General features: G+C 67.6%; 10 protein-coding genes and 1 pseudogene. 2 read left to right on the top strand and 9 right to left on the bottom strand.

Going from position 1 to position 14,191, the window contains the following annotated elements; genetic code table 11:
- Positions 1 to 14 precede the first annotated feature (14 nt).
- The gene (locus tag HDA34_RS08225) at positions 15 to 1,571 is read left to right on the top strand and encodes a DUF1846 domain-containing protein (protein ID WP_134377443.1); all 1,557 of its coding nucleotides are present in this window, start codon (positions 15 to 17) and stop codon (positions 1,569 to 1,571) included.
- A 120-nt stretch (positions 1,572 to 1,691) separates the two neighbouring features.
- Here the strand turns inward: HDA34_RS08225 and HDA34_RS08220 are convergent, their stop codons facing one another.
- Complete coding sequence (locus HDA34_RS08220; protein ID WP_134377444.1) at positions 1,692 to 2,672, bottom strand: hypothetical protein; 981 nt, start codon at positions 2,670 to 2,672, stop codon at positions 1,692 to 1,694.
- Positions 2,673 to 2,888: 216 nt separating this feature from the next.
- Complete coding sequence (locus tag HDA34_RS08215; RefSeq protein ID WP_134377445.1) at positions 2,889 to 4,361, bottom strand: aldehyde dehydrogenase family protein; 1,473 nt, start codon at positions 4,359 to 4,361, stop codon at positions 2,889 to 2,891.
- A 333-nt stretch (positions 4,362 to 4,694) separates the two neighbouring features.
- Between HDA34_RS08215 and HDA34_RS08210 the strand changes: the two genes are divergently transcribed.
- Positions 4,695 to 5,690, top strand: coding sequence for an IS481 family transposase (locus HDA34_RS08210; RefSeq protein ID WP_134377446.1), 996 nt, complete (start codon positions 4,695 to 4,697; stop codon positions 5,688 to 5,690).
- 264 nt (positions 5,691 to 5,954) lie between these two features.
- On the opposite strand, the gene HDA34_RS08205 is transcribed toward HDA34_RS08210, so the two are convergent.
- The 7 genes and pseudogenes from HDA34_RS08205 to HDA34_RS08180 all read right to left on the bottom strand — a co-directional run bounded on the left by HDA34_RS08205 (position 5,955) and on the right by HDA34_RS08180 (position 14,158).
- Positions 5,955 to 7,214 carry a nuclease domain-containing protein gene (locus HDA34_RS08205; protein WP_233437096.1) on the bottom strand — a complete coding sequence of 420 codons (1,260 nt, stop codon included), beginning with the start codon at positions 7,212 to 7,214 and terminating at the stop codon, positions 5,955 to 5,957.
- Positions 7,215 to 7,259: 45 nt separating this feature from the next.
- Positions 7,260 to 7,664: pseudogene (locus tag HDA34_RS12170) on the bottom strand (DUF2357 domain-containing protein); the annotation flags it as partial.
- Positions 7,556 to 8,563 carry an IS481 family transposase gene (locus HDA34_RS08200; RefSeq protein WP_182496712.1) on the bottom strand — a complete coding sequence of 336 codons (1,008 nt, stop codon included), beginning with the start codon at positions 8,561 to 8,563 and terminating at the stop codon, positions 7,556 to 7,558. The pseudogene HDA34_RS12170 and the gene HDA34_RS08200, both read right to left, overlap by 109 nt.
- 66 nt (positions 8,564 to 8,629) lie before the next feature.
- A complete protein-coding gene (locus tag HDA34_RS12165) occupies positions 8,630 to 9,205 on the bottom strand; it encodes a DUF2357 domain-containing protein (RefSeq protein ID WP_166795224.1) in 576 nt (191 codons plus the stop codon).
- A gap of 125 nt (positions 9,206 to 9,330) precedes the next feature.
- Positions 9,331 to 11,415, bottom strand: coding sequence for an MrcB family domain-containing protein (locus HDA34_RS08190; RefSeq protein WP_134377507.1), 2,085 nt, complete (start codon positions 11,413 to 11,415; stop codon positions 9,331 to 9,333).
- A gap of 78 nt (positions 11,416 to 11,493) precedes the next feature.
- Complete coding sequence (locus HDA34_RS08185) at positions 11,494 to 12,516, bottom strand: LD-carboxypeptidase (RefSeq protein WP_267899379.1); 1,023 nt, start codon at positions 12,514 to 12,516, stop codon at positions 11,494 to 11,496.
- Positions 12,517 to 12,577: 61 nt separating this feature from the next.
- On the bottom strand, positions 12,578 to 14,158 hold the full coding sequence (locus tag HDA34_RS08180) for a long-chain-fatty-acid--CoA ligase (RefSeq protein WP_233437105.1): 1,581 nt from the start codon (positions 14,156 to 14,158) through the stop codon (positions 12,578 to 12,580).
- Positions 14,159 to 14,191: the final 33 nt, after the last annotated feature.

The following is a 14,191-nucleotide window of genomic DNA, read 5'->3' as shown; positions in this document are numbered from 1 at the left end:
TATGCTGAGAGTCCATGACCGGCACGCATGAGACCGCCCGCCCCGCCAGCACGACCACGGAGGCCGCGGCCTCCGGCCCCCTCCACCGCGTCGGATTCGACCGCGCGAAGTACATCGAGCTCCAGTCCCAGCACATCCAGGAACGCCGCCGCCAGATCGGCGGGAAGCTGTACCTGGAGATGGGCGGCAAGCTCTTCGACGACCTGCACGCCTCCCGCGTCCTGCCCGGCTTCACCCCGGACAACAAGATCGCGATGCTGGACCGCATCAAGGACGAGACCGAGATCCTGGTGTGCTTCAACGCCAAGGACCTCGAGCGGAACAAGGTCCGCGCGGACCTGGGCATCACGTACGAGGACGACGTCCTGCGCCTCGTGGACGTGTTCCGGGAGCGCGGGTTCCTGGTGGAGCACGTGGTGGTCACGCAGCTGGAGGACGCCAACCACCGTGCGCTGGCGTTCCTCGAGAAGCTCGAGCGCCTCGGCCTGAAGGTGGCCCGCCACCGCGTGATCCCCGGCTACCCGCACGCCATGTCCACGATCGTCTCGGAGCAGGGCTTCGGCGCGAACGAGTGGTCCGAGACCACGCGGGACCTCGTCGTCGTGACGGCCCCCGGCCCGGGCTCCGGCAAGCTGGCAACGTGCCTGAGCCAGGTGTACAACGATCGGCAGCGGGGCATCCCGGCCGGCTACGCGAAGTTCGAGACGTTCCCCATCTGGAACCTGCCGCTCGAGCACCCGGTGAACGCCGCCTACGAGGCCGCCACCGTGGACCTGGACGACATCAACCTGATCGACCCGTTCCACCTGGCCGAGTACGGCGAGCGGGTGACGAGCTACAACCGCGACGTCGAGGTGTTCCCGCTGCTGTCCGCGCTGCTGGAGAAGGTCACGGGCACCACACCGTACAAGTCCCCCACGGACATGGGCGTGAACATGGCCGGCGCGGCGATCGTGGACGACGAGGTGTGCCAGGAGGCCGCGAAGCAGGAGATCATCCGGCGCTACTACAAGGCCCAGGTCAACGAGGCGCTGGAGGGCACGGACGACACCGAGTCCGAGCGCGTGGCCCTGGTGATGTCCAAGCTGGGCCTGAGCTCGGAGGACCGCCCGGTGGTGGGCGCCGCGCAGTTGGTGGCCGAGCGCACCGGCGAGCCCGGCGCGGCCGTGCAGCTGGCGGACGGGACCCTGGTGACCGGCAAGACCTCGGAGCTGCTGGGCTGCTCCGCCGCGGTGCTGCTCAACGCCCTCAAGGTGCTGGCCGGCATCGAGGACGACGTGCACCTGCTCTCCCCCGCCTCGATCGAGCCGATCCAGACGCTCAAGACCGTGCACCTCGGCTCCAAGAACCCGCGGCTGCACACGGACGAGGTGCTGATCGCGCTGTCCGTGTCCGCGGCGACCGACGAGAACGCGAAGGCGGCCGTCGAGCAACTGGCGAGCCTCGAGGGCTGCGACGTGCACACGACGACGATCCTCGGCTCCGTGGATGAGGGCATCTTCCGGTCCCTGGGGATGCTCGTGACGAGCGAGCCGAAGTTCCAGAAGAAGGGGCTGTACCGGAAGCGGTGAGGCGGGGCGGTTCTTGCGACGAGCCTTGCGATATGGCCCCTTCCGGGGCGTTTTAGGGGCCATATCGCAGGGCTCGTCGTCCCGTGGAGGCAGACCACGACACCGGCGCGCGCCGCCGCCTCACTCCCCCGGCAGTCCCGGCGGCAGCACCGCGCCGCAACGGGCGGCCTGGCGACGCATGAGACGGGACAGGTCCCCCACGAAGCGGGGCCAGCCACCTCGCGTGAAGACCTCGCCCGCGACCCAGGTGACGGCCCAGTCGTCGGCTTCAAGACCGCGCCTGCGCGCTCGATCCCGCTGCCACTGAGCCCGATCCGTACGGTGCTGGTCGCCGTCGAACTCGAGGCACAGCCGCAGTTCCTCCCAGACCAGGTCCACGCGGACCGTCTCCCCGGACCTCAAGCGGATCGGAGGATTCACCTGAGGCTCGGGGAATCCCGCCTCGTAGAGCCGATGCCGCAACCGCGACTCCGGCGGAGAGTCCACGCCCGTGCGCAATAGGTCCAGCACAGCGCGAGCCCGCACGATGCCGCGGACGTTCTTCCGTGCGTGCGCGAGACGCCGCATCTGCTCCACCGTGGTGGCCCGGGCAGGCAGGTGACCGAGACGGCGCGCCTCCGCCCCGTGCGGTGACGGCAGCAGGCTATCCCCAGCGACCACGAGGTCCTCGACAGAGAGGTGATGGGCGAGGTCCACCCAAGTCCAGGCGGGGGCGGTCAGACGCAGACCCCGGTACTCGATCACGGGTGCGTCCGGCTGGAGCTGGTGCATGACCAGGCCCGGCCGACTCGTCCGTCCTCCGCGGCCGCGCTCCTTCGCGAGATGGACTCGCGGATCCTCGAGCAGCCGGCCCGGGATCCACATCCCCCAGATCCGCGCGGCCGTGGCGTGGGAGAACACCCCCGAGGGGTTCAGCGACTGGACGGCGCGCAGATAGTCCGCCCACGTGGCCTCCACATCCCGGCTCATGCGCAGGCCGTGGCCGACCGGGGCCAGGTCCGGTGCGCGGAGCCGGGCGCGGCTCAGGCCGGCCTCTCGGCCCTCCGGGACGGTCAGGATCGCAGGAAGCGTCGGTGCGAGAGGAGCGAGGGGTCGCGGCATGCGACCAGGCTGGTACTCCGCGCTCTCACTGGGAGCAGGCGGAGTCCGACCTGTGGACCACGGCCCGGCCGCACGCACCTGTGCAGGAGACCGTCCAGCACCGCCCCCACCCACCCCCTCTGACGAGCCCTGCGATATGGCTCCTACCCGCGGGTTTTAGGGGCCATATCGCAGGGCTCGTCACTCAGCAGGGGGTCTGCGCGTAACCGGTCTGGGTCAGCCCACCCGCGTCACGCCGATGGTGTGGTCGGTGGTGAACTCCTCCAGGGCCCACTCGCCGTTGAACCTCCCCAGACCGGAGTTCCGGGCGCCACCGAAGGCCACGTGCGCCTCGTCCTGCACGGTCATCTCGTTGATGAAGCTCATGCCCGCCGCCAGTCCGTCCGCGAAGCGCAGCCCGCGGTCCAGATCCTGCGTGAAGACGGCCGAGGAAAGGCCGTACTCGTGGTCGTTGGCCAGCTCGAGCGCATGGGCCTCGTCACGGGCCTTGAGCACCACCGTCATGGGGCCGAAGATCTCCTCACGCGCGATGTCCATGTCGGCCGTGGCGTCCACCCAGACGAAAGGCGGCACCACTCGACCCTGGATCTCGCCGCCCACGAGCGCCCGGGCACCGTCCGCCTCCGCCGACGCGATCTTCTTCCTGAGGCTCTCGACCTGGGAGTCATTGATGATCGGTCCCACCAGGACGCCCTCCTCAGCAGGGTCGCCGACCTTGAGCGCCTTCACCGCGCCCTCGTACTTGGGCAGGAACTCGTCGTAGACGGACTCGTCCACGATCACGCGCTGCACCGACATGCAGATCTGCCCGGAGTGGAGGTAGCCGCCCTGCACGGCCTGGTCGACGGCTGCGTCGAGGTCGGCGTCGTCGAGCACCACGAGCGGCGCGTTCCCGCCGAGCTCGAGCGCCACCTTCTTGATGGTGTCCCCGGTGACGGCGTTCGCGGCCACCTGTTTGCCCACAGCAGTGGAGCCGGTGAAGGAGATCAGGCGCGGCACGGGGTGGGTGACGAAGGCGTCGCCGATCTCGGAGCCGGAGCCCACCACGACGGACAGCACGCCGGCAGGCAGCCCGGCCTCCTCGAAGACGCGGGCGATCAGGGTGCCGCCCGTGACCGCGGTGTCCGACGCAGGCTTGAGGACCACCGCGTTGCCCAGCGCGAGCGCGGGAGCCACGGAGCGCTGGGACAGGTGCAGCGGGAAGTTCCACGGTGAGATGACCCCGACGACGCCGACCGGCTTGCGGTACACGCGCGTCTCGCGGTTCGGCGTGTTGGAATCGAAGATCTTCCCGTGCACGCGGGTGGGGAAGCTCGCAGCCTCCTGGGTGATGGCGATCGCGAGGTTGACCTCGGTGTCCGCCTTGATGCGGGTGGAGCCGGCCTCCTTCACGAGCCAGTCGATGACCTCGTCGCGGCGCTCTTCGAGGATCTCGGCCGCACGACGCAGGACGGCGGCGCGGTCCTTCGGCGGCGTGGCGGCCCACTCCTCCTGGGCCGCGGCGGCGGCGCGGTAGGCCTCGTCGAGGTCCTCCGCGGTGGCGAGGGCGAACTCGGCGACGACGTCGTCGGTGTAGGGGTTGATGTCCGACGCGCGGTCACCGGTGGCGCCGTCACGCCACTGGCCGGCGATGAACTGCTGGTCCACACGGTTGCCGTGGAACGTGGCGGGGGTGGGGGTGGGGGTCATGAGGTGCTCCTCTCTCAACGGGGAGTTCGGGAATGGAACACCCAGTTCACCCGCATGGGTGGGGGGCTTGGCGAGACCTTGGGGCCACTGGGGCAATGTCGGGCGAAGGAGGACGACGGCGCGCCCTGAGTGCGCCTCGTCAGGCTCACAATCGAAGGGGCCGGGCGAAGTAGGCTCTGGGAACCTGAAGCAAACGCCACGGTTTATCATGCGTAGTCGTCATGACTAGATGTGATGTCCAGGGACGTTGTTGCGTGAATAGCTGACAGGCGAAGGCCTCCTGTTGCGAGAGTGGAGTTGTCGAGAAACCGCTCACGCGAACAGAAGGCCTTCATGTCCCACGCTAACGCCGCCCTGACCCCTCGCGCCCGCCTACGCCTGGCCAAGCACATCGTCGAGGAGCACTGGCCGGTCGCCACCGCGGCCAAGATGTTCATGGTCTCCCCACCCACCGCACACAAATGGGCCACACGCTTCCGGGCCGAGGGACCTGCAGGGATGGCAGACCGGTCCAGCCGGCCGTCCACGATGCCGACCAGAACACCGCCGGCGGTGGTGAAACAGATCGTGGCCGCCCGATGGCGCCGACGCCTGGGGCCGGCACAGATCGCCGGAGAACTCAGGATGCCGGCCTCCACCGTCCATGCCGTGCTCGTGCGCTGCCGGATCAACCGCCTCGCCCGTCTGGACTGGGTCACCGGCGAGCCGATCCGCCGCTACGAGCACCCCCACCCCGGCTCGCTGATCCACGTCGACGTCACCAAGTTCGGGCGCATCCCCAACGGGGGCGGACACCGATTCGTCGGGCGCCAGCAGGGCATGAAGCACCGCGCGGCGACCTCGGACCGCGAAGGAACCCGTGATGCCCGATATCAGCCCCGGCTCGGGGTGGGCTTTCTGCACACCGTGATCGATGATCACTCCCGCTTCGCCTTTGTGGAGATGCACTCCGATGAACGCAGCCAGACGGCCATCGCGGTGTTGCGCCGCGCGGTCGCCCACTTCGCGCGCCTGGGCGTGGAGGTGGAGCGGGTGCTGACGGACAACGGCTCGGCCTACCGCTCGCATGCCTGGCGTGATGCCTGCACCGAGCTCGGGATCAAGCCCAAGCGGACTCGGCCCTACCGGCCGCAGACGAACGGGAAGATTGAGCGGTTCCATCGCACGCTCGCTGACGGGTGGGCCTACGCCCGGTTCTACAGCTCAGAGACGGAGCGCAGGGCCGCGTTGCCTGAATGGCTGCACTTCTACAATCATCATCGCGTCCACTCCGCGATCGGCGCCGTGCCTGCCACCAGGCTCAACAACCTCCCTGGACATCACATCTAGGGACACCTGCTCGGCGAGATGTGCCCACGTCCAGGCGAGCGAGGCCAGCCGCAGGCCGTCCAGCTGGGCCGCCTCCGCCTCCTTGTGGAGCTGGCGGGATCGGATCGACTATCTTGCGCGCCGGCGCCGGCAAGCCTCACAGGCGCGCGGCGGTGACGTGGGAGAGGACACCGACCAAGAGTTCCAGATGATCATGGACTACACGTCCACACACGCGGCGTGACCGAGAGTGTCACCTCTACGTGCATCAGTCACGGTGGCGTCCTACACCTCCAACGCTGCCCGGCCGCGCTCCGCCGCCTCCATAACGTCCAGCCAGGTCGTAGAGAAGGGAGCGCCGTAGGGATGCTCCGGACCGACATGTGCCTCGGGCGCTCGCGGATTTGTCATGCGGTCTAACTCTTTCCCCTGAATGAGCTCCGTCCACGCGTAACCATCAACACGTTCAACGCGGCACACGAAGTAGGTCCGACCGCGCGGCTGCGGATAGCCCAAATCTGTGAGATCCGCCCGGTCCATGATGGTCCACCCACCTCGACGGCGGTACAACCGCGCCGCACCCCGCTTTTGATACAGAACAATCCACTCCGCGTGAAGGTGATTCGAGGTTGCCTGCTGAAAACCTGCCCGGCCCTGATCCGCGCGCACGTTATACCAGCCACGTGCATCGACCCACGCCTCGTGCTCCTCACTGCGTACGTGCCCCCACATCACCAGGGTGTCGTGGGGCGGCCGCGGTTCGCCCGGTGGACGCGGCAAGAAGGAACGGGAGGAGGCACCCTCCAAGGCCTCAACCGTCCACCGCTCGAGCCGCGCGTGGCGCGTTCCCGAGCGAACGACATGCCTCAAGAGCCGCGAAATAAAGGCCTGAAGGTGATCGGTATCAGCATCTGCCGATGCGGGACGCAGACCGAAAGCCCCAATCCCGGGAAGAGCTTCCTCCTCGGAGGCTTCGTTGAACGTCACGTGCCTTGTGCCAGGGAACAAGATGTACGCCCCCGCCGTACCGTAAACAGCGTCCTTGTACGCGTGCATCTTGAGCAGGTCACTGCGCTTGGCCTCACCCGCTTCCAGGGAATCTGGGGTTTCCGCGCACGATTCCAGCAACTCCCCCGCGTCGAGCCAATCCACCTTGTACTTGGCGTCAAAGTGCACCCACAGATGCGGGGTAGCTGGGCCTCCTGCGGTTCCGGGCCCTCGGGCGTTCTTCACAACCAAGCTCGCGTCGGGGCGCATCTGGTTAGTCCACGATGCCCCCGAGCCGAACGTCCGGTTGAAGAACAGCTCCGCATGAACGGGGGCACCCTGGACATGGCCGCGGAAACTCAGCGCATGGGCTCGACCGGCCTTGAGCGCCAAACTGAGCCCGTTATCATCCTGCCGAAACAGCTGGTCCAGCGGGGGTGTCGTTTCGAAAGCGGCAGCAACGGCCAACGCCAGACGGACAAACGTCCAGTACTCGTACAGGGTGGCGACGGATCGTCGCGACACGTGGAAGGGGTCCTCGTCCACATCCAGTTGCATGGCCATATCAATGACGGCTGCTGCCGAGGTAATAGTTTGGTACCCCTGGCCGCGACGCAGTACATAATTGTCGCCCACAGACTGGCGCGACGGAGCCACAGAGGCCCACGCCGGAGTTATTAAGACCTCGTCGAGAAGTTCGATCACCCAGTCCGCTTCCCGAGTTGCACGCGCCGCGGGGCCGGCACCCAGGGACCGCCCCGCCTCTCTGATGCGCAGTGCCAGGAGGCGCCATTCCTCCAGGACACTCTTCGTCCAGCGATTCGGTGGGTTATCGAACGTTTCTTCAGTTCTCTCGACCGTGAGTACGGCCGGCACAGTGCCAAAACGCGTTCGCGGAGCTAGGTGTAGGAGGGCATGACGTTGTTGACTCGGGCCGGGGCCAACGAGGCCGGAGGGGCGTCCCCGCAGGAGGTATGAGGCCGATGGTAGTTGTAGTGGTTCACCCACACGGCCAGCGCCTCACGCCGAGCTGTCTCTGAGGTATACGGGCGGGCGTAGAGGACCTCATCGACCATCAGCCGGTTGTACCGTTCGACCTTCCCGTTATGGCGCGGGGTGTAGGGGCGGATCCGGTGGTGCCGGCCCCCGAGCGAGACCACCTTGGCGGTGAAGTCCACGGCCCGGTAGTTGTTCCCGTTGTCCGTGACCACCCGGTCCACGGTGATGCCGTGGGCGGCGAAGAACGCGCGGGCCCGGCAGAAGAACCCGATCGTGGTCACCGCCTTCTCGTCCTCCAACGCCTCGGTGTACGCCAGGCGGGTGTACCCGTCGATCGCCGAGTGCAGGTAGGTGTAGCCGACCCGCCGGCCAGGCCCGCGCTTGGAAGCACGGCCTGCTTCACTTTCACGTCCGTGGGTGCGCCAGCCGCCCCCGTCTGGGATCTTCCCGATCTTCTTCACATCCAGGTGCACCATGTGCCCCGGGCCGCGGGCGGTGATCTTCTGGGGTCGTTGGCGCAGGTCTTCTCCGGCCGGGGTCAGGTCCCGTAACCGGGAGATCCCGAGTCGGTGCAGCCACCGTCCCACGGTACGAAGACACACCCGGTGGCCCTCGGAGACGAGGTGGTGATGGATGCGCCGTGCGGACCACTTGCGCTCCCGCCGCAGGGCGTGGATCTGGGCGACCAAGACCGGATCGAGCTGGGCAGGTGAACGGTGCGGCCGGCTGGGCAGGTCCTGAAGGCCGGCTTCTCCCTGGGCGCGGTAGCGGGCCACCCAGGTGGCCACCGTGGGCCGGCTCACCCGGAACTCGGCGGCCACGTGCGCCTGCGGGATCCCGTCGTGCAGGTGGCGGTGGACCATCCTGAGACGGCCGGTCGGGGTCAGGGGTGCGTTAGCGTGAGTCATGAGTGGGTCTTCTCGGGCAGGTCGGTGGTGTAGGAACTTCCATCCTGCGGGAGAGGCCCACTCGTCTCATCTCAGCCGGCGCCTCGTGGCAAGAACCTCATGACCCACAACAGCTAGGACCCTCCGCTGGGCCGAAGCGAACTGGCTGGCAAGTCGTGATGACCCTGGTAGGGGCTGACCCGGACGGCGCGATTCAGTTGCCGGCACCCACGTCCGGTACGTCCGCGCAGTGATGTACTCCAGCGCCATCCGTAAATCTCCCGCGCGCAGGAGCGAGTGGAGAACAGCAAACCGCTGGTAGTCCAATCGCGGTACACCGTCCAATGAAGCCTGATACTGACCGGCCGAAGGGGCGAACCCGAGATGCAGTGCTTCCACAGCCACCCGTGACAAGTCATTCACCATGGTGGCGAAGTCCTCTTCCTGGGAGAACTTCGCGGCACGCACAGAAAAAGTTCCGCGGAGCTCGCGCCCGGTGACCGTGCTGACGGTGACAGTCACGTCGCCGACTGCCCATCCCGTCTCGAGCACCCCCCGAGCCGCCGATGCGGCAGACCGTTGGAAAAGCTCCGATGGTTGAACGTCCACGACATCATCGCCATCCAACTGCACGGAAAACTCGTACCGGGCCCCCTCCACCATGGTCGGCACCTCGTCTCGACCCCGAGTTTCGGGAGCGCGACTCGTTGCTAGGTGCTGGCGAACCTCGAGAGTGGCGTCCCCATGGTCATCCCGAAGCAGAATCGTGACAGTTTCATGCTCAGCCATTACTCGAGGTAGCTCACAAAGTGCTGCTGCTGGGCAGACGCGAGCATTCGCTCAATCTTGCGCAGCGACTTGGGCAAATGAACGGATGCTGCCGGCCCGTTACCACCTGGAGTACCTGACTCCTGGGCGGTGGCGGCAGCCTGCAACCGTGCTAGAACGGGTTCGATGGCTCGCCGCGCACCTTGCACTCGGGGGAGGACCTTGTGAAGGACGAGTTCGTCGAGAACAGCACTCTCATCTAGATGCACGCCAGACTCCAAAGCAGCACCCCACGCGAGGCACTCGTAGAAAACGCGGTGCCCGAACTCATGACCACTCACCGTGAGATCGGCGTGGAGGGCGCGGAGGCGATCCGCAAGCGCTTCTCGAGAGGCACCTCGAGAGTGCCATGAGTCGTCGCGCAACAAATCAACGATGGCTGCTAGGAATCGCTCCGGTGCAGGCTCGATGGGTCTCGGCTTTCGCACGTCGGTTGTCAGTTCGTCCGTCGCCGTCCGAACCTCGAACGTGGTGGATCGGTCGATCACCTTGGGCGAGAACTGATAAGTCGTCTCGTCGACATTGACGGTGCCCACCACCATCACATTCTTTGGAAGGGGGAACTGTGTAGGACCCTCAGAGCTTACGCGCCATTCGCCATCATCATCGCGCCGCAAGTTTGGGACCACGGGTTCACCCGATTCGATGCCGGAGAGGTAGTCCGAGAAGTACCGCTCAACGTGCGCCAGGTTCATCTCGTCAAGAACGAGGAGGTAGGGCATGTCAGGCTCACTGGCCGCTCGAAGCAGGAAGTCCAAGGTCGGCGGGACAAACCATGCCGCTCGCCCTCCCCGAGGCGTCCGCAGCGCATCCTCATATCCGAACAGCGACTCTGGTCCGGTCCAGTCGGGCCTGACCGCAACCACGAGAGACCGTGCTTCGTCGTGTCGATTGCGCCCGAACCACTCTCCAAGCCTAAGAGCCAATTGCGTCTTGCCGCTGCCAGACATGCCAGCCAGGACAACGAACGGCTTGGTTACCAACGCAGTGAGGAGCGCGGCCGGACGCGACAGAACTTCGTCTACGAAGAACATGCCGGACTCACGGGCCGCCGAGTCGAACGACTCGACCAGCTCCTCAAGAGAGACGCGGGGGGCCTCCGCGCTGGACGCGTCGAAGAGCGCGTCCGAAGGGTGCAAGGGTGATTCCCCGACCGCCCGCCGCTCGATGTCCTGGTCCACGAACCGCAGGACCGCATCCAGCGAGTCGAGGAAATCCTCTGGGTCGAGAGACCCATCCGCAGGAAAATACTTATGAGCGATGACGCTGGCCGAATAACCACGCGCGAGCTGGCCATCACCGAGAAACGGCTGCGGGCTAAGACTGAATCCGGCGCCCACGACTTCGTCCGTTCCCCACGACTGCACCCGACGGGCGACCTCCTGCATCCGTCGATCACGCTCAGCGACTGTTAGCTTGGCATTCTTTTTGTACTCGGTGACACCCTGAGCCGCCGTCAGATAAAAGCCACTAGAGTCTTCTTTCACCAAGAGAACCGCGTATATGCCCCGCTGCGTGCTCGAAGTTTCCCGAGGATCTAGGAAAGCAATCCAGGGAACCCCGGCCCAATTCCCCTGTCCGTATGAGGCTTTGACCTTCATCTGCGGGAATCTGGCTACTGGACCGCACGTGGCGAACCACCCCCGGATCTCGTCTTTCCACAGCCGGGCAACGGGGTGAGAACCAGAGAACTGCCCCATCGTGCTAGGGCGATACTTACCTAAGAATTCGGACAGCAAGCTGGCGATGTTTCGATCTGCCGTCCCAATCTTAAACCGAATCTCAAAACCAGCTGAAGTTAAGGCCTGTCGAAGCCTTGGGCTACTGGGGAGATCACCGGAGGTAGGAGCAGCAGAGTCCGGGTGATCGTGGCCGTACGCGACAGCGTAGATCGCTTTCGGGTCGTAGATCATGTCGCCAACCACGAGCTCGTAGACGGACGACGGACCGAAGCCATGCTTCTCGAGAAACCTGTCTCGCCCGAGCGCATCGCATTCGGCGAGCGCCTTACTCACAGATTCAGAACTCACCGGAACGATGTTCATCGGCTCCCCTTTCGCTGGGCTTCAGACCAGACTGTAGTCATGGACGGTGTCTGGTGGATCACCGTCCGGTCAGTCTCCTTACCCGAACTCCGCCCACACCCGCCTCGCCTCACCGTCCACGGTCATCACGCCGCCATGCGGCAACACCCACTGCGGCCGCGTGTGGCCGAACGGCACACCCACGCACACCACCGCGTCCGGGTTGTAGCGTCCGACCTCCTCCACCACCACGTCGGCCTGCTCCGCGCGCAGCCGCGCCCGCTCCTCCGGGCTGCGCGGCACCTCGAAGGAGCTCGTCGGCGGGCGGGCCGCCAGCACGGCGTCCACGGCGGGGAGCACGCCGCGCTCCCCCAGGATCCGCAGCAGCCGCCGCACCTCGCCGGCGCTCGGCAGTTCCTCGCTGGTCTCGATGAGCAGCACACCGCCCACGAGCACCGCCATGTCCGCAGGCCCGCGGCCGGCCGCCATCACCCACGGCAGCACCTCGAGGCAGCCGCCCCATGTCCGGCCGGTCACCGCGCGCCGCGGCCCGGCCCAGCGCCACGGTGAGGCGCCCGCGCCGACGCCGCGCGCGCCGTCGTCGTGCGGGCCCGGCACCGGCTCGCGCGTCCCGAACTCGGTGAGCGCCCGCGGGTCCAGCCAGTCGACGCCGTGATCCTCCGACTCCCCCGGCTCCGTGATCTCCAGCCGCCCTCCCGTCAGCAGGGCGGCCCGCAGGGACGCGGCGTGCACCTCGTCCACAGCCGGCCCCGGCCCCAGGTGCACCTGGGTGGAGCCGCCGTAGAAGCTCGCCACGCCGTTCGCCCACAGCCACTGGTGCAGGTTGGTGTTGTCGCTGTAGCCGAGGAACGGCTTGGGGTCCGCGCGCACTGCGTCCGCGTCCAGGTGGCCGATCACAGTGATCTGGTCCTCCCCGCCCACCGTGGCGATCACCGCCCGGATCTGGGGGTCCGCGAACGCCGCGTTCAGGTCCCGCGCCCGGTCCTCGGGACTCGCCCCGAGCTGCCGGGTGGTGGGGTACTCGACCGGCACCAGTCCGGTCACCTCGGCCAGGCGGCGCATCGCCTGCTCGTGCACCGCGGGAGCGTAGCGAGAGGCCACCTGTCTGTCGTTCCTCTCGCTCAGACCAGACGACCTGCGCCCAGACCGCCCGGCACGCCCCTCACCCCTGACGCAGCTCGCGACGCAGGATCTTGCCCGTGGCGTTCTTCGGCAGCCCGTCCAGGACGGTCACCTCCCGCGGCTGCTTGTAGCGGGCCAGACGTTCGGCCGCGAACGCCTGGAGCTCCTCCCCCGTGACGGCGCTGCCCGGGGCCAGCGAGACGAAGGCGGCGATCTCCTCGCCCAGCCGCTCGTCCGGCACACCCACCACGGCGGCCTCGACCACGTCCGGGTGCTCGTAGAGGACCTCCTCCACCTCGCGGGGGTACACGTTCATGCCGCCGCGGATGATCACGTCCTTGAGCCGGTCCACGATCATCACGTACCCGGCCTCGTCCCGGCGGGCGATGTCCCCGGTGCGGAACCAGCCGTCCTCGTCGAACGCCGCCTCCGTGTCCTCCGGGCGGCCCCAGTAGCCGGCCATGATGCCCTCGCCCCGGATGCGCAGCTCACCGGAGGTCTCGAGATCCTCCTCGGGCACCTCGGTGCCGTCCATCGCCACGATCCGGAACTCGAAGCCGTCCACCGGCCGGCCCACGGTGCCCGGCCGGGTCGGCGCATCCACGGGGTTGAAGAAGCACGCGCCCGCGTTCTCGGACAGTCCGTAGCCCTCCAACACGGGCACGCCGAACAGCTTCTCCGCCGCGCGCAGCGTCTCCACCGGCAGGCTCGCACCGCCGGAGAGGGGCATGCGCAGCCTCGAGAAGTCCGCCGGCTCGGCCCCGGCCTCACGACGGGTCCGGGCCACGGAGAGGAACGCCCCGTGCATGGTGGGCACGCCGGGCAGGAACGTGATGCCGTGGTCCTGCAGCTGGTCGTAGGCGGCCTCCGGCACGAACCGCGGCATCAGGGACAGGGTGGACCCGGCGAACACCGCCCCGTTGAGCACCACCGAGAGCCCGAACACGTGGAACATCGGCAGCGCCGCGAACACGACGTCGTCCGGGCCGAGCCGGCCCAGGCCGGTCGCCGTCGCCATGGCGTTGGAACGCAGGTTCGTGTGCGTCAGCCGGGCACCCTTGGGCCGCCCCGTGGTGCCCGAGGTGTAGAGCAGGACGGCGTCGTCGTCGGGGTCGCGCGGGGTGATCTCCGTGACCGGGGCGATGCCCTCGGCGGCGCACTCCCGCCCGACCGCTTCGAGGTCCAGGGTGACCACCTCGACGTCGACGTTCCCGGCCACCTCGTCCACGGCCGGCAGCCCGGGCATGGCCCAGAGCACGCGCGCCCCGGAGTCCTCGAGGAAGTACTCCAGCTCACGGGCCGTGAACAGCGGGTTGAGCGGCACCATCACCGCACCCAGGCGCATGAGCGCCTCGTAGACCGCCACGAAGGCCGGGACGTTGGGCAGCAGCACGGCCACCCGGTCCCCCGGGCCCACCCCGCGGTGGCGCAGCCAGCCGGCCGTCGCGGCCGTGACCTGGTCCAGTTCGCGGTAGGTCATGCGGGCCTCGCCGATCCGCAGGGCCACGGCATCCGGCTGCCGGGCCACGGTGGCCGAGAGCAGCTCGGCCACATGACCCCGGCGCTCGGTGGGCCGGCCGTGGGTGGTCGCGGAGGTGTCGGGGGTCTCGGAGGTGGTCACGGTGGCTCCTGATCTGGTGGGGCGGTCGTCGGA

Source organism: Micrococcus luteus (assembly GCF_014138885.1).
GTDB classification, from domain to species: domain Bacteria; phylum Actinomycetota; class Actinomycetes; order Actinomycetales; family Micrococcaceae; genus Micrococcus; species Micrococcus luteus.
The sequence above is the reverse complement of the archived record's forward strand: the minus strand, read 5'-3'. Positions and strand labels throughout refer to the sequence as shown.

Coding starts and splice junctions, on each gene's coding strand:
- HDA34_RS08225 (WP_134377443.1), top strand. CDS start 15: ATGACCGGCACGCATGAGACCGCCCGCCCCGCCAGCACGACCACGGAG.
- HDA34_RS08220 (WP_134377444.1), bottom strand. CDS start 2,672: ATGCCGCGACCCCTCGCTCCTCTCGCACCGACGCTTCCTGCGATCCTG.
- HDA34_RS08215 (WP_134377445.1), bottom strand. CDS start 4,361: ATGACCCCCACCCCCACCCCCGCCACGTTCCACGGCAACCGTGTGGAC.
- HDA34_RS08210 (WP_134377446.1), top strand. CDS start 4,695: ATGTCCCACGCTAACGCCGCCCTGACCCCTCGCGCCCGCCTACGCCTG.
- HDA34_RS08205 (WP_233437096.1), bottom strand. CDS start 7,214: ATGCAACTGGATGTGGACGAGGACCCCTTCCACGTGTCGCGACGATCC.
- HDA34_RS08200 (WP_182496712.1), bottom strand. CDS start 8,563: ATGACTCACGCTAACGCACCCCTGACCCCGACCGGCCGTCTCAGGATG.
- HDA34_RS12165 (WP_166795224.1), bottom strand. CDS start 9,205: ATGGTGGAGGGGGCCCGGTACGAGTTTTCCGTGCAGTTGGATGGCGAT.
- HDA34_RS08190 (WP_134377507.1), bottom strand. CDS start 11,415: ATGAACATCGTTCCGGTGAGTTCTGAATCTGTGAGTAAGGCGCTCGCC.